The organism is Pseudomonas siliginis (genome assembly GCF_019145195.1).
GTDB lineage: Bacteria > Pseudomonadota > Gammaproteobacteria > Pseudomonadales > Pseudomonadaceae > Aquipseudomonas > Aquipseudomonas siliginis.
Window position 1 is genome coordinate 256,377 of the sequence record NZ_JAHSTW010000009.1, and the last position, 22,075, is coordinate 278,451.

The window sequence follows — 22,075 nt, forward strand, 5'->3', positions numbered from 1 at the left end:
GACGCGTCCGGTGTGTGGTGTGTGGCGTGTGGCGTGTGGTGGGCATGGGTACACGCAGATTGCCTTGAGGGCCATGCAGTGATGGTTTGGATTGCTTACCAGCGGACCCGGTTGAGGAAGCCGAAATCTGCGGTTGAGTCGGCGGGGCAGTTTGGCTAGATCTGCAAGCGTAAGCCGTCACCTTAAGGTGACGGCTTTTGTGTTCATTGAAAGGCTGTGCCAATCCTCGATCGATCGGATGAATACCAGATTCCGGTGACTTTACCGGTAATGTCCTGCACTGCGACCTGACCCATAAAGCGGCTGTCGTTACTGCTGTCGCGGTTATCGCCGAGCAGATAAACATGATCTTTCTCGACCACCGTCTGCGGCGTTTGCAGATAACGAGGATCCTTCACGCGCTCTGGCGGCGCAAAGAACAGCCCCATGTTTTCGCCGTTGCGAATGACCTTACCGTCAACAATCGACAAGGTGTCGCCACCCACTGCTGCCACACGTTTGACCGCCTCCGTGCCGTTATAGCGATACACCACAATGTCGCCCACCTGCGGCGCGTCGATGCGCATGTTGGTGACGATATAGTCACCGATCGAAAGGGTCGGAACCATCGAGCCGGAGGGGATCAAGTAAGTCTTGAACCCTAGCGTCGGGCCTCGCAATGGACCGAAAAGAACCAGCGTAAAGATGACCAGCGCCACCACGTAAAGCACATGGAAACGGGTGCTGGGGCTGTTCACCGGACGGTCGTTTCTACGCACCGATATCGCAGCCGCCATGGCCGAGCCGAGTTTCACCAGGACGATAAACGTAGCGAAGACATACAGGCCCAATGGCGTGGCAGGCACCCCGCAGACACCGAGTAAAATCACCCCCAGATAAAGCAAAGCGGCAACACGCACCGCCCACTTCACCTGACCGGCATACACCAGGCCCCAGCCGGCCACTAGGCACGACATCACAAATGCTTGCAGCGGCAACTTCGGCTTATCAGGAGTAGACATAAATTCTCTTCACGTAAATAGCTAACAATCAAGCGCCCGGCCTATTCAGCCAATAGGGCGCTACGGGCAATGCAGTGGGGGTTATTTAGCGGAAAAATAACCGGTCGTGCGCAATTGCAGGCTGTACAACTCCTGACGGATGAACGAAAAGGAGCCATCACTCTCGCTACCAAACGAAGGGTGGAGGCCATACGCAGCTTGGTAGACCGGTCGTCGGGAACCCCGGCGCATCCGAAGACACCCCGCGCATGACCACCATAAAACGAAGACGAGAAACGCCCTCGCAAGACAGTAGTCTTGTGCTTCTGACGGAGACGGGCTACCAAACCCGATCACTGTTTTCAGTGACCCGGAGACGATAAAACCCGCAGGCTAGACGCACAAGCCGGCGGATTCTGTCTTAGGTGTAGGGGGAGGCGCAAGACAAGGTAGGCTTCGGATGACTTTCACCAGTCAGATTTAAACAAGCGCCTGCGCAATCGTTTAAACGGATACTGAAGGACAGAAAACAGGCAGAAATACACTTCCTCCCATCAGGCCGAGCGCGTCGGAGCCCAGTTCAAACCACAAACAGCGCCTCGCAAGCCTTTGCCTGTTCGCAGACCTGATAAACTCTTGCGCCTTCGCCTTCTTGATCCAGATTCCTCACATGTCCCTACAACCCGCCCCACTCTCACGCCGCTTCTCCGTCGCCCCCATGATGGATTGGACGGACCGCCATTGCCGTTTCTTCCTACGCCTCCTGTCGAAGAACGCCCTGCTCTACACCGAAATGGTCACCACCGGCGCGCTGCTCAACGGCGATCACGAGCGTTTCCTGCGTCACAACGAAGCCGAGCACCCGCTGGCGTTGCAGCTCGGTGGTAGTGTTCCGCTCGATCTCGCCGCCTGCGCGCGCATGGCTCAGGAGCACGGTTACGACGAGGTGAACCTGAACGTCGGCTGCCCGAGTGATCGTGTGCAAAACAACATGATCGGCGCGTGCCTGATGGGGCATCCGCAGTTGGTGGCCGATTGTGTGAAGGCGATGCGTGATGCGGTGTCGATTCCGGTGACGGTGAAGCACCGGATCGGCATCAACGGGCGCGACAGTTATGCCGAGTTGTGCGATTTCGTCGGGACTGTGCGGGATGCCGGGTGCACGAGTTTTACCGTGCATGCGCGGATTGCGATTCTGGAGGGGTTGTCGCCGAAGGAGAATCGTGACATTCCGCCGTTGCGTTATGACGTCGCGGCGCAGTTGAAGGCGGATTTTCCGGAGCTGGAGATTGTGCTGAACGGCGGGATCAAGACCATGGAAGCCTGCCATGAGCATTTGCAGACCTTCGATGGCGTGATGCTCGGGCGTGAGGCTTATCACAATCCGTATTTACTGGCGGAGGTGGATCAGCAACTGTTCGGCAGTACCGCGCCGGTGATCAGTCGGGCTGAGGCGCTGGCGCAATTGCGGCCGTATATCGCCGAACATCTGCTGGCCGGTGGGGCGATGCATCACATCACGCGCCATGTGCTGGGCCTGGGCACGGGGTTCCCGGGGGCGCGGAAATTCCGGCAGCTGTTGTCGGTGGATATTCACAAGGCCAAGGATCCGCTGGCGTTGCTGGATCAGGCGGCTGAGTTGCTTGAAGGTCGTTGATTGATGGTTTGAGTGTGCGGGCGGCGCATGAGCGTTGCCCGGTATTTTGATGTACTGACAGGATGTCTTTTGTTTATGCCCGCGTTTATTTTTTCAGGTTTCAAGCGTTTCACCCTCCTCGCTTTGTTCAGCTTCACTTCCAACGTTTATGCGCACTGCGATGGCTTTTGCATGGGCCGTACCGATACGCCGTGGGAGGTGACGCAGCTTTCCGGCTTCACTTTGGTGTCTTTGATCCTCGCACCTATTTCGTCTAGCCAGGAAACGACCGACAGTCACAAGCGTGTTTACTCTGCCGAGGAGCAAGAAGACGCGCGACTCTATCTGGCCAGCGACGGCATGCTGCAAGCCGCGTATTTCACCTCGGCCTTGCAGCGCTTTCGTCAGGAGTCGTCGGATTCGACGTTAAACGATCTTGCCGTGGCGGCGTTGATCAGCGCGCAGTGATCAGGCGGCCGCTGCGGCGGTCCAGTTGACCCAGCCAAACAGCCAGGTTGCCAGAATCAACAAACCAAAACCGATCCGGTACCACGCGAACGCGGCATAGCTGTGGTTGGCGATAAATTTCAGCAGGCCACGCACGGCGATCATGGCGAAGATGAACGCGGTGACGAAGCCGAGGGCGAAGACTGGCAGGTCGTTGGGTTGGAACAGGTCGCGGTATTTGTAGCCGGAATACACAGCGGCGCCGACCATGGTCGGCATGGCGAGGAAGAACGAGAACTCGGTGGCGGCTTTGCGCGAAAGGCCGAAGAGCAGCCCGCCGATGATGGTCGAGCCGGAGCGCGAGGTGCCGGGAATCATTGCCAGGCATTGTACGAAACCGACCTTCAACGCGTGGGACCAGCGCATGTCGTCGACATGTTCGACGCTGACTACATGGCTGCGCTGTTCGGCCCACAACATGACGATGCCGCCAACAACCAGGGCCACCGCAACGGTGATCGGGTTGAACAGGTATTCATGAATCGCGTCGGCGAATAACACGCCGAGGATAACGGCCGGGAAAAACGCGATCAGCAGATTAAGGGTGAAACGTTGCGCGTTGCGCTCGGTGGGCAGGCCTTTGACGATTTCGAAGATCTTCGGACGAAATTCCCAGACCACAGCCAGAATGGCCCCCAGTTGAATAATGATGTTGAACGCCATGGCGCGTTCGCCGCCAAACTCGAGCAGGTCGGCGACAATAATCTGGTGGCCGGTACTCGAGATGGGCAAGAACTCGGTCAAGCCTTCTACCGCGCCCAATATCAATACCTGGAAAAGGGTCCAGAAATCCATTAATCCTCCGTCAGAGCACTCAGGGTGAGCGACCGGTTCAATAACACTCAGGGGTTGAGTATCTGAAGTAATGCATACAGCGATTCGCCGATCCGGAAGAATAGGGTTTATGCAGAGTTAGACTCAAGAGCTGTTAGTAATCGTCGGCCGACGAACTAAACGGAAAAAATTTACATCTATTACAACAAATATTTCAGTTCAGATATGAAGTGTGATCAACCTCACACATTGTTGACATGGCCAATCAGTGGCAAAAGGACATAGACAAAGCCATCGCCACAAGCTCAAAATAGTGGCACCATTGCATATAGCCATCATCTACGCGCTAGTTCACAACCCCGAGAAAATCAACTAAAAGCTTGAAAAGCTTAGTTATTGTTAGAAATCTCGGGAGACACGTCTAAAATCCGCGCAAATGTTACCAATTGTCAGTCACAGATAAGAACCGGTGCTTTAACATCCCGATGTCAGCACCTAATTCGAGTCAACGCATGATGCTCTCAGGGAACTTGGCGACGAGAAGTCCGCGCCCGACAAATGATGAATCCGGTGTTCTTGCTCTGGGTCGTACACTGGGTGTGGCTGATCATTTCAGATCGCTGATCGCAAAGCACGTGCAGCCCGATATGATCCTGGAAACAGGTGCTTTCACTAGTTCATATAAGCAGCACGGTTACATCGGTTCCTACCGCGCCATTTTCGTCATCATCGATAATCCACAAGCTATCGAAGAAAATCTAGCCCTGGTGCAGAACCTGCGCGATGACAACTTGAAGCCGCTTATTTGCGCAATTGTCACCGGCCGCGGCGCCGTCAACAAGATCAAATATTTCCTCGCCGGGGCGGATGCCTGTATCAAGCTCAACACATTGAGCGATGACAGCGAAGACTTGTTGGCGGAGTTCTTCAACAGCGAAGACTGGCAACGAGATATCAATCTGACGCTTGATCCGACGCGGATCTGCCTGATGGACAGTCGGCGCAAACTGGATATCTCTTTCGCCGAAATGAAGATCCTCGAGGCCTTTGCGCACACCGGCAATCACATTCTGAGTCATGATGAAATCGCCAGCATCATGGGCCTCAACGCCAATTTCTACGACCCTCGGGCACTGGAAAAATCAATCAGTCGCTTGCGTGGAAAAATCAAGGACATGTATGGTACAAACGCGATTCAGAGCATCCGCGGCTACGGCTATCGCCTGATGCGAGGCCTGATATCGACTGCCTGAGTCTCGGGCAGTCTTCCCTTTTGCATACGTACGAAGGATCGTCTGATGCAGCCATATCGTTCCAATTGCGCCTCATACTTATTAAAACTCAAGCACTTGAATGAGCACGGCATCACGCCACATAACAATAAAACTCCATAACATAGCAGCAGATCGAGTGGAATTTATCGATGGCCATTTTCGGCCAGAACCCTGCCTACGATTACTTCCGAGGAAGTCATTGCTCGCCTGCCGATTTATCTTTTAGCCAATTTTGGTGTGTATTTAGGAGAGAGACATGGAAACGAGTACAACCCTCCCCAGAAAATATTTTGTTGTTGTGACGCACAGCACAACGTCGCAACGTGAACTGGAAAGTATCTTGTCCAGCGAGCGTTTCAATTCGTTTGGCACGTCGCAGGCACAAATGTTTGTTGAAGGTGTTGCTTCGCCCTCTTCCGCCCCGATGGTCATGGAGTTCAGTTACCCAAGCCTCAGCCGAAAGAATGTTGCGCGCAGTATCGAACATGATACTCAACGCATACTGGCCACTCTTGAAAATGAATGGCGAGCCGCGCAGACAGACAATCCGTTTCAAAGCTTCCCGACCCGCAGTGCAGAACGCGCGCATATCTCCAATGTCAGCGAGAGCACTGAGCCTTGCAGCGATACCTGGCATCTTGACGATGAACAAGGCGTTCTGCTCAAGGACAATGTTGCGATCAGCCTGACTGGCCTGGAAACCGCTCTGGTCAGGAAAATGCTGAGCCATGAAGAGCGCGTGGTCAGTCGTGATGACTTGATCATCAGCATTGGTCGGGAACCCGAGCAATACCGTGGCCTGGAAATGTGCCTGAGCCGATTGCAGGACAAGTTCAAGAGTGCGAGTAATGGCGAGCGATTGTTCCGAGCCGTAAGAAATCGCGGATATTGCCTGATCCAGGAAGTCGTCGCTTAATCACAAGCGACACACAAACCGAGACAAACAGATATAAAGTGCGACTACAACAACAAGAAGAGCACTCTGTTTGGGTTTACCCTCCCTGATTCGATAAAAGCTTCCCTGCCTCCACCCTTCAACAGTAACAAATACGCCCTCGCCTTTTCATCCCCCGCTCTACGACCTTTTCTAACAACCTTCTATTTAAATATTAAAAAGTTGGCATTGTGCCATCTTGTTAGAACTCGTCAGACACCATTCCCGACAATAACTTAGTCTATTGGCTGACGACAGTTCGGCTCTCGATGTTGTTACCTCAAGACACTCGCTAAAACAAAAACAATAAGTCTGCATAACAACTCGGCTTTCAACTGTTGAAACCTGAATGGACGTCTTTTGGGGATATCGTATGGATCTTTCTCTCAGTATTAATCGAAGCACGGGCCTCAAGGGACTGACCTTTTGGGGCCAATGGGCGCTGGCACAGGCCTTCGTTGTGACGCTGCTGTTCATCCTCGCTGAACAGCACACCGGCACCGTCGCGTTCTACTACCGAATGTGCGCCACCCTCGCCGTTCTGGCTTCGGTGCCGGCTTACACATTCAGCGGCGTTTATCGCAAACGCGACAACTACCTGACCGGCCTCGGCCGCTTGTTCATGGGCTGGTCGATGACCATGGCCGCGCTGGCGTGCATCGCGTTTGTCTGCCAGGCCGATGAGCTGTTTTCCCGTCAGGTGATTCTGAGTTGGGCGGTGTATGGCTTCCTCGGTCAGGCGTTCCTCTACGCTCCGCTGCATGCGTTTTCCAAGTTCTACCAGCGTTCGCGTAAAAGCGAACACCGCACGCTGATTGTCGGCACCGGCGAACTGGCGTTGGGCCTGGCGAAAAAACTCAGCCAACTGGAAAACCTGCCGCTGATCGGTCTGGTCAGCAACGGTGACAAACCTGTTCTCGCCTCGGATGCACCGCGTGTCGTTGGCGCTCAGGACGAGTTGCTCGAGCTGATCGAAGCCCACGATATCCGTCGCTTGTACATCACACTGCCGCTATGCGAAGCCGCGAAGATCGAAGCGATGTATGTCGATTTGCTCGGGGCCAACGTCGATGTGGTATGGGTGCCGGACTTGAACAGCCTGACCCTGCTCAATCATTCGGTGAAAGTCGTGGACGGCCTGCCGGCGATTTACCTCAACGAAAGCCCGCTGACCAGCCGCCCGACCGCTGCCCTGAGCAAGAGTCTGGTTGAGAAAACCGTGGCGTTCCTGGCGATCATTGCGCTGAGTCCGCTGCTGTTGATCATCGCTCTGGCGGTGAAAATCAACTCGCCCGGCCCGGTGTTTTTCAAGCAGGACCGCCATGGCTGGAACGGCAAGGTGATCAAGGTTTGGAAATTCCGCTCGATGCGTGTTCACGATGACCGTGAAGTGAAACAGGCCAGCCGTAATGACTCGCGCATCACCGCAGTAGGCCGTTTTATTCGCCGCACTTCGCTGGATGAGTTGCCGCAACTGTTCAACGTGTTGCAGGGGCATATGGCGCTGGTAGGTCCACGGCCGCATGCGGTGGCGCACAACAATTACTACTCGGGCAAGATCCTCGCTTACATGGCCCGTCACCGAATCAAACCGGGCATCACTGGCCTGGCGCAGATCAGCGGCTGCCGCGGTGAGACCGACACCATCGACAAGATGCAAAAGCGTGTCGAGATCGACCTGCAATACATCAACAGTTGGACGTTGTGGCTGGATCTTAAGATCCTCGTGAAGACGCCGTTTACGTTGTTGTCAAAGGATATTTACTGAGGTTCAGCGCTGCAGATCACAAGGGGACGAAAGTCCCCTTTTTTGTGGGCGGGATTTGGGTAACCAGTATTGCTCAACCACACAGGATCATTGTGGGAGCTGGCTTGCCAGCGATAGCGTTAGCCCAGGCAATGGAGTTGTGATTGAGCGGCCCCATCGCTGGCAAGCCAGCTCCCACAGGGATTAGTGATTGGGTCGATAATTGCGGTGTAACACAAGCCGCATGTGGGAGCTGGCTTGCCAGCGATAGCGCTAGCCCAGGCAATGGAGTTGTAATTGAGCGGCCCCATCGCTGGCAAGCCAGCTCCCACAGGGATTAGGGATTGGGTCGATAATTGCGGTGTAACACAAGCCGCATGTGGGAGCTGGCTTGCCAGCGATAGCGTTAGCCCAGGCAATGGAGTTGTAATTGAGCGGCCCTATCGCTGGCAAGCCAGCTCCCACAGGGTTCGAGTTGCGCCCGGACCCTGGCGCTTACTCGGTAATCTTCTCGAAGTTGCGATAGAACATGTCCCCTTCCCGGCTATCCGTCATCGAGTGCAGTTGATAGCTGCGGCTCAGTCTGGCGCCGCCATCTCGGGTCAGTGGCGCCCAGACCAGGTTGGCGCGGCGCATGGTCGACATGCTCATCATTTCGTCGAACGGGATCGACAGGTACAGGCCTTTGTCGAAACTACCTTCGCCATATTCCGCGCTGCTGGCCGTGGTGATGGTCGCCCAGGCACCGACGCGCACGCCGTTAAAAAACTCGCGCGAGATGTCCACGGTGGTGCCCCAATCCCCGGCCAGATAGCGACCGACACTGACCGCCGCCAGCGTATCGAACGGCAGGTCGGTATAGCCGGTGATATGCCCGGTCACTACCGAGTAATCGCGCAAGGCAAAACCCTGATCGAAATCGCGTTGGCGCACCCAGTTCAGGTCCGCGCCCAGCGACCAGCGTTCGCCGGTCGGGCGGAACAACACTTCCGCGCCGACGCCGGCAAACATCGACTCCAGATAGCCGCCGTACACCATGCCGTACAGATCCTTGTCCAACTGCTCGGCATGGCTGAGCTGGAACAACGGCATGGTCGTGTTTGAGGTGGTCAGGTACTGGCGCAAATCCGTGCGCACGCGGGGCAATCCGCTCGGCGCGTCGTAGACGAATTTGTCGAAGTTGTTGACCAGGTTGGCGCTGAGCAAACCGCTCCACCAGGTGTTGCGGTTGAAGCGATATTCAGCGTCCGCATCAGCACTGAATTGATAGAGCAAACCATCCGGGCCGCCGACGTTCTGCTTGAAGCCCAGACCCACGCCATAGCTGAAATGCTGCGGCGCTTCGGTGTAGAGGGTTTTCTCGTTGTGCGGCATCGCCGGGTTGATTTCGGTGGTGCGGTGCAGCGCCTCCAACGGTTCTTCGTTGTTGATCACTTCGCGAAAGGTCTGGCGCGGCAGGCTGGTTTCTTCCAGCGGCAAGTCATAGCGCTTGTTGACCACGGTGAACCAGTCGATGTCGTCGTTGACGCTGTTGTCGAGAATCCGGCTCGCGCGGCCAACGGCTTTGGACGAATGGAAATAACGCTGCTGCTCGCCATAGACGATCAGTTCGGAATCGCGCTGGCTGATGCGCTCGACCTTGTATCCGGCATTCTGCTGCAAACGCCGCGACACATCGGCCCAGTTGACCTGTTCCATCGAGGTCGTCGGCGCCTTCGCCGGCAGCGGTTCGGGGGTCGGATCGTAGGTTTTGGCCGGTGCCTTGCGGCTGACGAAATTGGTGTGAAAGGTCACGCCGAACATCGCCGTATTGCCCCGTTCCCACGCAGCGCTGAGATCGATCGAATCGGTCACCTTGAACACCGCGCCAAGGTTGATCGGCGAGTCCTGTTTGATCTCGTTGTCCTTCGGCTCGTTCTTGTAGTCGTTGCCTTCGAATTCCAGCTTCAGGCTCAGCCGATCCCACGGCGTCTGGTAGCTCACGCCACCGAACAGTGAAGGCTTGCCGCGAAAGTACGCGCCGGAGTTGACGTCACCGGTGCCTTCCAGCGCCGGGCGCGTATCGAAGCGATTGCTGACGTAGCCCAGCGGGTTGTCGAAGTCGCCGCGATTACCGATGTAGCCCCAGGCGATGCCGGCACTGAAATCGAAATTGTCGAAGCGCTTGTTGGCGACGAAGAATTCGCTGGAGAACAAACCGGTACCACCGATATCTCGGAAGCCCAGCGCCACTTCCGGTGCCCAGTGGCTTTCCTGCCACAGGCGCACTTTGGCGTCGACCGCCTTGTCCTTGTAGCTTTGGCTGCCGCTGAGGGCCTCCGAGCCGTAGGGCCGGTTGGTGATAGCGGTGTAGCGAAACGAACCTTCGAGCCAGTCCAGCGGTTGCAACGACACGCTGTAGCGGCTGTACGGGTCGGTGCGGTTGGCGTTGACGCTCAACTCCCCCGCCGGAGCCATGCGCGCCGTCGGCGTCTGCAACAGACCGGCGCCACCGAAGTCATTCTGGGTGATGCGCGGCTCGGCGTGAGCCAGACCGCAGGGCAATAACAACACAGCTGCAAAACGTAACTTCAACGAACCACCTCGGCCAGCTGCGTGGCAATGAATTCGGCCAACTGCTGATTCAATTCAGGAAGAGGCGGATCAAGATCATCATTTTTTATCGGCACCAGAATCCTGCTGCCGGCCACCGGAAACTGCCCGGACTCGCGATTCCAGTGCGCGATGCCGACGCGCCGCAAGACGCCGTTGGGCTGGATCAACCACAGGTAATCGGCCTCGGCATCGTCGAGAATCGAGCAGCCTTCGAGATATTCGCGGGCCTCCTGCAATGGCTGGTACGGCAGGTGGCACGGCTCGGTGACCGCGCCCAACACCTGCACTTCATCAACCCGTTTCGGATAGATCAGCCGATCGCCGTCATCCAGACGAATGTTGCGCGCGAAGCCGACTTCCACCGCCACCGGATCGAGGTCAGCGATCTGCCGTCCGGTCACTGGCATTTGTTGGACTTCTTCAGCAACGCGCTGTGCCAGTGCCGCGCGGCTTGGCCGATCAAACAGCGTCGCCATGCGCTGCAGCACCTCGAGATCGAACAGCACACCAACCTTGAGCCGCGTCTGTTCCTCGACCAGCGACTGGCGCAACAAGCCGCCCGCCAGCCAATAGCCTTCGGCATTGGGCACGGCTTCGCTGATCACATCGAACAGGCGTCCACCCGGCGGCAATGCGATCGGCCCGGGATTGGCGACGTCGCCGGACACGATGACGGCGGCCTGACTCACCCCAGCGATCAGCAAAAGACCCGCAGCCAAAATGCTTAAGCGCTTCACGGCAGATGCCTGCGGTCAGGAGTCAATTGCACCAGCTTCACGCGCAGTTGCGAGGTCAGTTGTTGCTCGCTTTGCAGAATGAAACCGTCTCGCGGGTCGACCCAGTAACGGTTGGTCGCGCTGAGGCCGATGGCTGGCGCGTCAATCTGTTCATCGACGCGCAGCACCGAGTAAGGCTTGTCAAGAATCTCCAGGGTCTCGGTGGAACGGCGCGAAAAGCGGCTGTTGACGATCACGCCGACTTCCTGGCCTTTGTACAGATCGATCCAGCGCCGTGTGGTGAAGCCATCGGCGACGTGATGCAGGCCTTGCTTGAACGGCGAGTCATCGGCCAGCCGCGTGCCATCCAGATCACCTTGCAGGCCGAGGCCGATGCTGCGCACGGCGAGGCCATCGCGCAGCAGCAAAACCTGCTTGCCGGAGGCGACCCAGAATTGCAGGTCTTCGCGCTCGCGCACCAGCGCCAGCACGCCTGAGCCGGACGGTGTGGTCAGTTTCAGTTGCGGGTAGTTGACCCCGGCGACTTCGGCCGCTGTCACATCAACCTCGTCGGGGCCGACGACGGCGGCCTTGAGGTTGTTCAGCGATGCGCTCATCAGCGGGTTACATCCGCACAGCAACGAGGCCGCCATCAGGCAGACGCCCACTTTCAATAGGTTCACAGTCGGGCGGCCTTATTTGCTGTTGTTGCTGTATTCGCTCCAGTTCTTCGCTGCCGAAGCCCCGGTGCCGACAATCGACGCCGACGGCACCAACTGACTGATGAAACGGTTCCAGCGCGTAACGTTGGCCGGGCCGACGTAGACGACATCCTGCGGCCGCACCTGAAAGTGCGAGGCCAGCGCCATGGCGGTCGGCGATTCGGCTTCGAGCTGATAGATCTTCGCCGGCTCGACGTCGAGATTTTCCACGCCGCGAATCACGTACACCGCGTTGCCGTTGGAACTGGTCTGACTCAGGCCACCGACCGAACCGAGCACGTCGGAAAGATTCATGGTTGCGGTCTTGAAGCTCAGCGCGCGCGGCTGGTTGACTTCGCCCATGACGTAGATGCGCTTGTTGTCGTTGTACGGCAGATACAGCTGATCGCCGCCCTTGAGGTAGACGTTCTGCAGTTCGGAATCCTGCTGATTGAGCGAGTCGAGATTGAGCGGATAAACCCGCCCGTTGCGCGTCAGCAACAGCCCGGACAAGTCAGCATTGTTGGTGTCGATGCCGGCGGAACCGAGAGCCTCGACCACGCTCAACGGATTGGTCGAAATCGCTTGCGGGCCGGCCTTCGTCACGGCGCCGGTGACCACGACTTTCTGACTGGCGAAGCGCAATACTGCAACGTCGACCTGCGGCTCGGCGATGAATGCCGACAAGCGCTGTTCGATGTCCGCGCGCAGTTGCTGGATAGTCCGGCCGGCGGCCTGGACTTCCTTGATGAACGGGTAATACAGCGTGCCATCGGAGCGCACCAGACGGCCGTTGGCATCGATCTGTTGTTGCGCGCCGGAGGGGGCAGTCAGCTCCGGGTGATCCCAGACGGTGATGTACAGCACGTCATTGTTGCCGATGCGATATTCCGCCGGCGTTACCAGCAGCTCCGCCGGCAGTGACTCACGCTTTTGCGTGGCGCGGTTCATGGCGATCAGCTTCGGGGTGATCGGAATCAGCTCTACCCGACTGCTTTCGCTGGCACCCTGGCGGGTGATATCGCTGGTGCTCAGGTACTGGCCGGGGGAAAACATGCAACCTTGCAAAGCGAGACTTGCCAACATTAAAAGATAAACACTACGAGTCATAATGGCACTACGCTATTCAAGGGCGAATCCAAAAAACAAAGTCACCCGACTTGCGTCGGGCGACTCTGTACTGCACTAACAAATGTTCCTGTTAGTTATGCGTGCCGGTTGTACCGGTGGTACCCGTCGTACCGGTGGTACCGCCGTTGGCACTGCCACCGCTGTTGGACGCCGCTACAGCACTGGCAACCATTGCAGTACTGGCCGCGGGCGCTTGCGAAGCCGCCACACTGCCACCTACATTGGTTACCGCTGTCAACGGCGCTTCAGCGGCGGCAGCCCAGTTGCTCAACATCGTCAACAGGGCAACTGCCATCACTTTTTTCATAACAACTCCTTTCTAACATTCGAACTGTTAAAAAACAGATCTGTGTCAGAGCTGGTAGCTTTCAAGTCCGCAAAGAGCGCGAACAAGATCCGTTGTTCTTTCACAGTCCTGTGCAACTGCTAAAGTCGAACGGCAGGTTTATATCTACGGACTTGCAAAAGGCATTGCCAGTGTAATTTCCCGACGTTATCTAACAACCTGACTGAAACTAACATCGGACTAAATGGCCATCATCGCGAATAACCATTGGGATGATTCGATTGCCAGCGCCAAGTGTCGGCAACCATGTCCTGCAAGTTGCGCGTGGCTTTCCAGCCGAGTTCTTTCGCCGCTTTCGAAGCATCGGCAAAACTCTCGGCGATATCACCGGCGCGGCGCGGCATCATCCGATACGGCACCGGCCGCCCGCAGGCCTGTTCGAAGGCATGCAGCACTTGCAGCACGCTGTAGCCATCGCCGGTGCCGAGGTTCCAGGTGTGAATGCCGGTGCGCTCGCTGATCGACTGCAACGCTTTCAAATGCCCATCCGCCAGATCGACGACATGAATGTAATCGCGCACGCCGGTACCATCGGCGGTCGGGTAATCATTACCGAAGATCGACAGCTCACGCAGGCTGCCGACGGCAACCTGGCTGATATACGGCACCAGATTGTTCGGGATGCCGTTGGGGTCTTCGCCCATGTGCCCGCTGGCGTGAGCGCCGATCGGGTTGAAATAGCGCAGCAGCGCGATGCTCCAGCGCGGCTCGGCGAGGCTCAGGTCGCGCAGCACGTTCTCGACGATCAGCTTGGACTGGCCGTAGGGATTGGTGGGATTGCCTGTAGGAAAATCCTCGCGAATCGGCATCTCTTCAGGCTCGCCGTACACCGTCGCCGAGGAACTGAACACCAGCCGGAACACCCCCGCCGCTGCCATCGCCTGACACAGAGTGATGCTGCCGCCGACGTTGGTTTCGTAGTATTCGAGCGGCTTGCGCACACTCTCGCCCACGGCTTTGAGCCCGGCGAAATGCAGCACGGCGTCGATCTCATGCTCGCGGAAAATCCGGTCGAGCAGCGGCCGATCACAAACATCGCCGCGAATCATCCATGCACTTTTGCCGCAAATGGCTTCAACGGCGTGAAGTGCTGCGTCGCTGCTGTTACAAAGATTATCCAGAACGACAACTTCATAACCTGCTTCAAGCAATGCAAGTGTGGTATGCGAGCCGATATAGCCGGCACCACCCGTTACCAGAATCTTCATAGCGCGGTCCGTCATTGAATAAATACCCGGTAGCGTGTCAAGCCATGCCTGGTGGAGATGCGGAGCAATTCACACAAACAGGGCGACAACAACCTCAAACAAATTTAGTTCAACCACTGGCAATAATTATTTTTGCCGGTCAAACTGTTTGACGGGTACTTATTAGCACTCCCTGGACACTTATCACTATCGACAGATACCGACTAAAAATAACTAATAACCAAGTAGTCGACATCTCATAACATTAGCGCTTTTTAACAGCGCAACTAATTGCCAGCAACAACCTGACTCGGGTATTAAAGTAAGCCTTCAATAATCATTGAAACTTGCCGCCACTTTGTGGTGCGCAACCGTCGCCTGTGTTCCATGACTGTCCAGGATACTTTTATGATTCGTAAATGTTTGTTCCCCGCTGCCGGTTACGGCACGCGTTTCTTGCCGGCGACCAAAGCCATGCCGAAAGAGATGCTGCCGATCGTCAACAAGCCGTTGATCGAATATGCCGTTGAAGAAGCACGGGACGCCGGCCTGCAACACATGGCCATCGTCACCGGCCGGGGCAAGCGCGCGCTGGAAGACCACTTCGACATCAGCTACGAACTCGAGCACCAGATCCGTGGCACCGAGAAAGAGAAATTCCTCGCCGGCACCCGCGAGCTGATCGACACCTGCACCTTCTCCTACACCCGTCAGGTGGAAATGAAAGGCCTGGGCCACGCCATTCTCAGCGGTCGCCCATTGATCGGCGACGAGCCGTTTGCCGTGGTGCTGGCCGACGACCTGTGTCTGAACCTGGAAGGCGACGGTGTGCTGTCGCAGATGATCCAGCTGTACAAGAAATTCCGTTGCTCGATCGTCGCCATTCAGGAAGTCCCGGCCGACCAGACTCACAAGTACGGCGTGATTGCCGGTGAGCTGATTTCCGAGGGCATCTACCGGGTCAACAACATGGTGGAAAAACCGGCGCCGCAGGACGCGCCATCGAACCTGGCGATCATCGGGCGCTACATCCTCACCCCGGACATCTTCGACCTGATCGCCGACACCGAACCGGGCAAGGGCGGCGAAATCCAGATCACCGACGCACTGATGAAACAGGCGCAGAACGGCTGCGTGCTGGCCTACAAATTCAAAGGCCTGCGCTTCGATTGCGGCGATGCCGAGGGTTACTTGCAGGCGACCAATTTCTGCTACGACAACGTGTACCTCAAGGGCCGCTGAGACGGCTCCCCACCACCAGAGGCAGGCAACCATGAACATTGCACAACATTCGACAGAGATTGAACGTGAGGTGGGCAACCTCGGGGTGATGAGCTGGTTGTCGCGCCATCAACCGCTGCCCAGCGCCAACGAAACCTGGCTGGGCACGATTTTGCTGGTGGAGCGGATCGGTGTGTTTCCTGCGTCCGGCGATATTCGCCGGCCGCTGCGCGATCCCTATCCGCTGCTCGCGCACCTGAAGGCGTTGTATGGAGAACAGGCGCTGGAAATGGATGACCGCGATGGCCTGAAAGTGATCTTCAGCGACTGGCGTTTTCGCGTGCGCATCTGCTGCAATGATCCGGCGATCATCATCAACGTCGAGACGCGCTGTGATGCGCGGTTGATGCCGCGCAAGCTTGACGAACTGCTGGGGCTCATCGACGCCTTCAAGCACGACGCCTGATCACCCGGGCGTCACGCCGATCCATTGTGGGAGCGAGCCTGCTCGCGAAGCGGCGGCACAGTCAGCATTTCGGTATCTGACACGGCGCCTTCGCGAGCAGGCTCGCTCCCACATTCAAATTTTTGCAGCGCTGCCGCACCCAGTCTCGTGCCCCATGATCCAGCCATAAAAATAATCGGCAATCACCTTCCCGCCCGTGGCCGGCAACGGATGAATCTTGTCCGGGCCGATCATCGCGTTGGCGTAGCGTTTAACGTCGGGACCGAACGCGCATTGCAGGTTGGCAAAACCGAGCTGCTGTTCACGCGCCCACGGCTCGAGCACCTGCGCATAGGCCGACATCGGATAAGCGCTGGAGCGCGTGGTGTCTTGGCGCATGATCAGGTTGATGCTCGCCGCCGGCTGAATCTCGCGCAGCATACTCACCAGGCCCTGAACGTTTTGCAGGTACTGCGCAGGTTTGACACCGAAGCCCTGATCGTTGCCGCCGAGCATGATCAGGTAAACGTCGGCCGGGATCTTCGACACCACCGCTTTCCATTGCGTCTGCCACTGTCGATCGGCGTGATAGAAATCCGCCGATGCCGCGCCGGAGGCCGCCAGTTTCGACACCCGAATGCCCTTCTCATCATTCGTCATCCAAAGGCCGAACAACGTGGGCGCGCCCTTCACCACTTCCAGTCTGAATGACCAGTCTGCGGCTGATGGAACGCCCGCTAGCGCGACTTCCTGAACGCCTGAGCCTGCGAGTTTCAACGGTTGCCAGGCTTGCGCGGGCGACCAGCGATAGCGCAACTCATCGGATTCGCCATTGCCCAGATACAACAGTTTCGCCTGAGTGACCGTGGTATCGATGCGCGGCGAAGGGCTGGCATCGACTTGCAACCAGGCGCCCGGCTTGCCGCTGATCGTGCGACTGTCTGGGCTGGCCTGGCCCAAATCGGAAACCTTCCAGCCGCCACCGAAGTATTTGTCGCTGCTGCGGGTGTATTTGAAGTGCGTGCCGCCCAGCGCCGCGCCGTGGTTGAAACCGACGTAACCGGGGCCGGCGAAACCCACCTCGGCGGCCACTCGCTGCACCAGCTTGTTCAGGTAGAAATCCTGCCCGGCGGTGTAGCTGTCGCCGATCACCGAAACCGCCAGCACCTTGCCGGCCTTGCCCTCGCGCCACTGCGCAAAGCGCTGGCGGGCATCGTCTATCGTGATGGCCGAGGTGGCGACGGGTTGAGGGGCGTCTACTGGCATCATTGAATATTTCCTTTGTCCGGGATGGCTCCTTCGCGAGCAGGCTCGCTCCCACAAAAGACCTTGTGCAATTCACACAATCTCTGTGGGAGCGAGCCTGCTCGCGAAGCTTTCAGCTGTTCTGCGTCTGCACCACCGGAGCGACAATCACCGGTGCTTTCTTCTTCGCCGCACGTTCGCCAAGGAACAACACCGAGGTGAAATTGAACCGGCTGAACACCATCGCCAACAGCACCGGCCCGAGCAATCCACAACTCAGACCACCAAGCACCAGCAAGCTCTCATCCTTCACGCCGAGGCGCCCGAGGACAAACCGCGAGGTCGCTGCGAACAGCACATGAAAAAGGAAAATCGCATAGGAATACCCGCCGAGCCAGGTCAGCGCTTTCGAGCGCATGTCACTCGACAGCAACGCGATGCAAGACACACAACCCACCGTCAAACCAATCAGGCTGCGGCGATCGACAATCAGCTCACGATCGATCGCCGCGACGTACAACAGCGTCAGTGAAATCAACACAAACAGCAGCGGCCCGATCACTTTGAAACGCTGTTTCAAAACATCGACATTTTCTTGACCGATCATCCCTGCAACAAAAAACGGCAGCAGGTAAATCGCACCGTTGATACCGAACGCATCCAGCGGCAACGGCGGCAGCAGGAACAACACCGCCGCAAACGCAAACAAGCCATACAACCGCGTCGCCGAACGCAGCAGGCCGCGCCACTCCAGCAAACCGACGAAGATGAAAATACTGAACACCGCCTGCAGGAACCAGAAGTGGTTGATCGGCACCCAGAACGACAACAACGCATCGATCACGCCGACGTCCTTGTTCACCCCCGGCCCCACCGCTTGCAGCACCGAGAACGGCACGCCGACACAGAACAGCGGCACGATCAACCGGCGCACCTTGCCGACGAAGAAGGCGGAAAAGTCATTGCCGCGAATCTTGTAGATCGAATAGATGTAGCCGGAGATGAACGTGAACAGCGGCATGCGCACGTACACCATCGAGTCGGCGATGACCCGGAACGGCGAGCCGATGTCGATCTTCAAGCCGCCTCCCAGCGGGCCGATGACGTGATAGAGCACCAGCAGCAGGCACGCCAGGCCGCGCAGGGTTTCGATCTCCAGGGATTTTTTCTTGCTCGACATAGAGCACCTGCCTTAAGTGAGAATTCTTGATTCGACCTGCGCCGGTTTGTTCGCGCGCAGCATCAAGCCCAGGCCAACGAACAACACCGGCACGACCATCGAGAAGTGGCGGGCGAAGGAGCCGAAGTCCGGCTCGAACAAGCCTTGCACCAACAGAAACGCCAGCGGAATCGCGATCAGTTCCTTGGGTTTGGTCTGGATCGGCGCGCCCTTGTAGTCGGTCGAAGTGATGACTTTGAACAGCAGCAGCGCGGTCATGATCATCAGCGCAACGAAGATCACCTGCCCCGGCCCGGACAGCAAAATCAGCTCAACCGGAAACGACAGGCGGAAGAAAATGATCATCGAGTCCAGCGCCTGGGAGACGAAGTCACTGCCGCTGAGCCACGAAACGATCAGCGACTTCGAGCCCTCCTCGCCCGCCGTGCGCAGCTCGTTGTTGCTCGCCCGGATCGATGACACCGGAAAGCCCAGCGCCAGCTGAATGGCCATGGCCACCGCCAGATAAAACAGGAACAGCATCAGAAAGAAGGTGAAGCGCGAGACGTACTTTTTCATCACGCAGACGCCGACCCACGACAGCGAAAACAGGATCCAGTACGGCCGGATCAACACGCCGTAAATCACCGCTGAAAGAAAAAAACCGCCGCGATATTTGCGCGTCAATGCGCTGAGCAGAATGCTCAACACCGCCACCGACACGATGATTTCCTTGGTCAGGTTCTCGAGGAAAAACGAGCGCACGATGCCCCACAGGCACAGGGTGCCGAAAATGGTCAGCGGCATGCGCCGAAACACCACCACCGGAATCGCAGTGAGGAAGAAATTGCAGAACATGCCGTAGGCCCAGGCATTGGTCAGGTTGATCCCGGTAGGCCGCAGCAGGAACGCCGAACACTCGTAGGACGAGCGATCCGGCGAGAACGGATTCCAGAAATTGCAGTTGTCGGCACGCGCATACGAAGACCACAAGGTCATCGCATCCGGCCCCGGATCACGCGGCACCAGCAACGGCATCGCCACTGACAGAAACAGCCCGGTGAACAGGATCAGAAAGGAAATCGACGAATCGAATTTGCGCCCACGAAACTCGATGCGCGGCAATTTCAGGCCCATGACAGCGCAGCCTTTTTCGCGCCGGTGACACGGGTCAACACTGCAATCACACTGAGCTGCACGACGATGGCGAAAACATTGCCCCACGCCGCGCCATAGATCGAGTAATGCTTGATCAGCACATAGCTGACCGGCACTGAAATCAGCAGGCAGAGCGCCGCGCTGGCCAGCGACACCCGGCTGTTTTTCGAGGCAATCAAACCGCCCCAGACAATGTCGCCAATCGCCCGCAAGGCGAACGAAAAGATCAGCACCGCGAGGAGCGCGTTATCCGGACGCGGCACGCTGGCGGCGACGTAATCGAGCAGCACATTGAAAAACACATAGATCGCCACGGCCACAACGGCGGAGACCACCAGCGAGCGCATCACCCATTTGTTGACGAACAGTTGCCTGACCGTGAACGCCTGTTGATCGGCCTGGAAACGCTTGGCCAGCACCGGAATGCCGACCACTGCCACCACCGCATAGGACAATGCCTGCAAGGTGTTGGCCGCTGACCACGCGTACACGTATTTACCGAGGCTGGCGTAAGGCTCCAGGTCGATGATCAGAAAGCGCTCGGCGTACTGACTCAGGGCGATCAGACCGGTGCCAAGATAGAACGGCAACCCGGCCTTCCACACCGTGGCGGTGTCCAGCGGCGCGGCTTCGCGGCCCTTGTGCACGTTCACCACGATCAAATAACCGGCGATGATTACCATCACGTTGGCGGCGACCCACAGCCACAACACACTGACGATGCCCGCGACCCAGCCGAGCACCATGCCGCCCACTGCCAACACCGCCCACAGGCCAGTCTTGATGAAGAACAGCAGAGCGCCGGCGGTGGCTTTCTGCGCAGAAAACACGAAGGAATTGATTTCGAACGACAGGTGCTCAGTGAGCAACACCAGCGTCACGCACAGGATCAGCGTGGCGGTCGCTTCCACCGACTGGAACAGCGAATAGATCAGCACGGTCAGCACCGACAACAACAGCCCCACCGCCAGATACAGCAGCAGAACCTTGTCGACCACCCGCCGCGAACTGCCGCCGACGCTGATCAGCCGGTTGATTTCGGAACTGAAGCCGACGCTGTAGAACTTCGATGCGATCAGCGAAGCCGCGACCACCACACCGTAAAAGCCCAGCGCCTCGTAACCGAGGTAATGGGTGATGGCCAACACCAGCAAGAACTTCGCGCCCAAGGCTCCGCCGCGAAGCAACAGCCGAAATATCATCGAACGACACCCTTGATGATTTCGTCCATGGCCACGGTTTTCGCCTCGATCTCGCGGCAAGTGTCGGTCAGGCGCTTGCCGAAATCCGCCAAGGCATTGGGCGCGTAAACGGTGTTGATGATGGTGTCGACGTCGATATCGCCGCCGTTGATCACCCAGTCCTCGACGCCCATGTCCTGATAGGCGCCAAAGCCTTTGCGCTCGTAGCTGATGTGATACGCCGGCACGCCGGAGAGCAGCGATTCGATGGCGCCGTGCAGACGCACCGAGATCACCAGGTCCGGTTGGTATTTGGCGATGGTTGCCTTCAGCGACAGCAGATTTTCGTTGATGCCCAGCTCGCGGTAGAACGCGCCGTCATCGTTGCCCCGCACCGCGCTTTGCACGGCGCAGACCACTTTGCTTTTGTTCTTCAGACGCTGCAGCAGCAGTTTCAGATTGGCCACGTAGGCGACCTTCTTCTCTTTGCTCCACTCCGGCGGCTTGCGCAGCACCACGCAAACCGTCGCCGGCGAGGCGGCACAGCGGGTGAATTTCGGTTGCTGAAGAATCTTGCTCGCCAGCGACTGCACCGCCAGATCCGGCGCGCGGTAGACGTTTTCGCAAGCATCAAAAATTGCCGAGGAACGGTTGTCACGCACGAACACCGCATCAGCGCTGGCGTAGTGTTCAACGATCTTGCTGCTCTCACCGTGGAACGGGCCGATGCTCTGCGGCAGGTACACCGACGGCACTTTGCTGAGAATCGCGGTTTCCAGTTGCTTGGCGTGGCCGAGCTTCAGCTTGATGTGTTCGAAGGCGCTTTTCGAACGCATGTAACCGCCGCCAACACCGACGATCAGATCGGTCTTCTTCAGCAGATCGGCGAGCCCGGCGTAGGACTGATTGAGAAACACCGCTTGCTTGACCCGGCCCAGACCCTTGGCCGCCATCACCGGCGCATCGAAACGCGGGTGCGGCAGATAGTTGAACGACTCAGGGTCGGACGCCACGACACTGATCGCGGTGTCGTCACCGAAGTTACGCTGCACCAGAGCAATGGCCAGATCGACGAGCAGACCGTCACCGGAGTTGGACGCACTGTAGCCATGCAAAATCGTTACGTTCATAAGCTTGA

20 protein-coding genes are annotated in these 22,075 nt (G+C 57.5%); 7 read left to right on the forward strand and 13 right to left on the reverse strand.

The features are described 5' to 3' along the window. Window positions 1–203: 203 nt before the first annotated feature. The gene (lepB, locus tag KVG87_RS19205; RefSeq protein WP_217852105.1) at window positions 204–1,001 is read right to left on the reverse strand and encodes a signal peptidase I; all 798 of its coding nucleotides are present in this window, start codon (window positions 999–1,001) and stop codon (window positions 204–206) included. Between the two features lie 649 nt (window positions 1,002–1,650). Here lepB and dusA point away from each other — a divergent pair. Next, window positions 1,651–2,637 carry a tRNA dihydrouridine(20/20a) synthase DusA gene (dusA, locus tag KVG87_RS19210; RefSeq protein WP_130929004.1) on the forward strand — a complete coding sequence of 329 codons (987 nt, stop codon included), beginning with the start codon at window positions 1,651–1,653 and terminating at the stop codon, window positions 2,635–2,637. Between the two features lie 27 nt (window positions 2,638–2,664). After that, complete coding sequence (locus tag KVG87_RS19215; RefSeq protein ID WP_225930939.1) at window positions 2,665–3,084, forward strand: DUF2388 domain-containing protein; 420 nt, start codon at window positions 2,665–2,667, stop codon at window positions 3,082–3,084. Here the strand turns inward: KVG87_RS19215 and KVG87_RS19220 are convergent, their stop codons facing one another. Then, window positions 3,085–3,918, reverse strand: coding sequence for an undecaprenyl-diphosphate phosphatase (locus KVG87_RS19220; protein ID WP_016775449.1), 834 nt, complete (start codon window positions 3,916–3,918; stop codon window positions 3,085–3,087). A 491-nt stretch (window positions 3,919–4,409) separates the two neighbouring features. Between KVG87_RS19220 and KVG87_RS19225 the strand changes: the two genes are divergently transcribed. The 3 genes from KVG87_RS19225 (at window position 4,410) to KVG87_RS19235 (ending at window position 7,873) form a co-directional block, all read left to right on the forward strand. After that, entirely contained in the window at window positions 4,410–5,150 is a 741-nt protein-coding gene (locus KVG87_RS19225; protein WP_217852107.1) for a winged helix-turn-helix domain-containing protein, read from the forward strand. Between the two features lie 277 nt (window positions 5,151–5,427). Beyond that, window positions 5,428–6,087, forward strand: coding sequence for a winged helix-turn-helix domain-containing protein (locus KVG87_RS19230; RefSeq protein WP_041477289.1), 660 nt, complete (start codon window positions 5,428–5,430; stop codon window positions 6,085–6,087). 391 nt (window positions 6,088–6,478) lie between these two features. Further along, window positions 6,479–7,873, forward strand: coding sequence for an undecaprenyl-phosphate glucose phosphotransferase (locus KVG87_RS19235; RefSeq protein WP_217852110.1), 1,395 nt, complete (start codon window positions 6,479–6,481; stop codon window positions 7,871–7,873). A gap of 474 nt (window positions 7,874–8,347) precedes the next feature. On the opposite strand, the gene KVG87_RS19240 is transcribed toward KVG87_RS19235, so the two are convergent. The 6 genes from KVG87_RS19240 to galE all read right to left on the reverse strand — a co-directional run bounded on the left by KVG87_RS19240 (window position 8,348) and on the right by galE (window position 14,549). After that, window positions 8,348–10,426 carry a YjbH domain-containing protein gene (locus tag KVG87_RS19240; protein ID WP_024013608.1) on the reverse strand — a complete coding sequence of 693 codons (2,079 nt, stop codon included), beginning with the start codon at window positions 10,424–10,426 and terminating at the stop codon, window positions 8,348–8,350. After that, window positions 10,423–11,184: a capsule biosynthesis GfcC family protein gene (locus tag KVG87_RS19245; protein ID WP_217852112.1), complete on the reverse strand. Its 762-nt coding sequence runs from the start codon at window positions 11,182–11,184 to the stop codon at window positions 10,423–10,425. Before KVG87_RS19245 ends, KVG87_RS19240 begins: the two co-directional genes overlap by 4 nt. Then, window positions 11,181–11,846: a YjbF family lipoprotein gene (locus tag KVG87_RS19250; RefSeq protein ID WP_217852114.1), complete on the reverse strand. Its 666-nt coding sequence runs from the start codon at window positions 11,844–11,846 to the stop codon at window positions 11,181–11,183. Before KVG87_RS19250 ends, KVG87_RS19245 begins: the two co-directional genes overlap by 4 nt. 12 nt (window positions 11,847–11,858) lie before the next feature. After that, entirely contained in the window at window positions 11,859–12,974 is a 1,116-nt protein-coding gene (locus KVG87_RS19255) for a polysaccharide biosynthesis/export family protein (RefSeq protein WP_172667912.1), read from the reverse strand. A 91-nt stretch (window positions 12,975–13,065) separates the two neighbouring features. Then, window positions 13,066–13,302, reverse strand: coding sequence for a hypothetical protein (locus KVG87_RS19260; RefSeq protein ID WP_016775457.1), 237 nt, complete (start codon window positions 13,300–13,302; stop codon window positions 13,066–13,068). A 230-nt stretch (window positions 13,303–13,532) separates the two neighbouring features. Next, complete coding sequence (galE, locus tag KVG87_RS19265) at window positions 13,533–14,549, reverse strand: UDP-glucose 4-epimerase GalE (RefSeq protein ID WP_217852116.1); 1,017 nt, start codon at window positions 14,547–14,549, stop codon at window positions 13,533–13,535. A 387-nt stretch (window positions 14,550–14,936) separates the two neighbouring features. Here galE and galU point away from each other — a divergent pair, with 387 nt between their 5' ends. Further along, on the forward strand, window positions 14,937–15,770 hold the full coding sequence (galU, locus tag KVG87_RS19270) for a UTP--glucose-1-phosphate uridylyltransferase GalU (protein ID WP_024013613.1): 834 nt from the start codon (window positions 14,937–14,939) through the stop codon (window positions 15,768–15,770). A gap of 31 nt (window positions 15,771–15,801) precedes the next feature. Continuing rightward, window positions 15,802–16,215 (forward strand): mannose-1-phosphate guanylyltransferase, encoded by a 414-nt coding sequence (locus tag KVG87_RS19275; RefSeq protein ID WP_016770593.1) that lies wholly within the window; start codon window positions 15,802–15,804, stop codon window positions 16,213–16,215. Between the two features lie 114 nt (window positions 16,216–16,329). On the opposite strand, the gene KVG87_RS19280 is transcribed toward KVG87_RS19275, so the two are convergent. The 5 genes from KVG87_RS19280 to KVG87_RS19300 form a co-directional block, all read right to left on the reverse strand. Beyond that, window positions 16,330–17,463, reverse strand: a complete 1,134-nt coding sequence (locus KVG87_RS19280; protein ID WP_217852118.1) for an SGNH/GDSL hydrolase family protein — start codon at window positions 17,461–17,463, stop codon at window positions 16,330–16,332. A 109-nt stretch (window positions 17,464–17,572) separates the two neighbouring features. After that, window positions 17,573–18,619, reverse strand: a complete 1,047-nt coding sequence (locus KVG87_RS19285) for an acyltransferase family protein (protein WP_136493871.1) — start codon at window positions 18,617–18,619, stop codon at window positions 17,573–17,575. Window positions 18,620–18,631: 12 nt separating this feature from the next. Beyond that, a complete protein-coding gene (locus tag KVG87_RS19290) occupies window positions 18,632–19,735 on the reverse strand; it encodes a hypothetical protein (protein WP_024013616.1) in 1,104 nt (367 codons plus the stop codon). After that, window positions 19,726–20,958: an oligosaccharide flippase family protein gene (locus KVG87_RS19295; RefSeq protein ID WP_217852120.1), complete on the reverse strand. Its 1,233-nt coding sequence runs from the start codon at window positions 20,956–20,958 to the stop codon at window positions 19,726–19,728. Before KVG87_RS19295 ends, KVG87_RS19290 begins: the two co-directional genes overlap by 10 nt. Then, window positions 20,955–22,067, reverse strand: a complete 1,113-nt coding sequence (locus KVG87_RS19300) for a polysaccharide pyruvyl transferase family protein (protein ID WP_056791471.1) — start codon at window positions 22,065–22,067, stop codon at window positions 20,955–20,957. The genes KVG87_RS19295 and KVG87_RS19300 overlap by 4 nt, the downstream gene beginning before the upstream one ends. Window positions 22,068–22,075 lie beyond the last annotated feature (8 nt).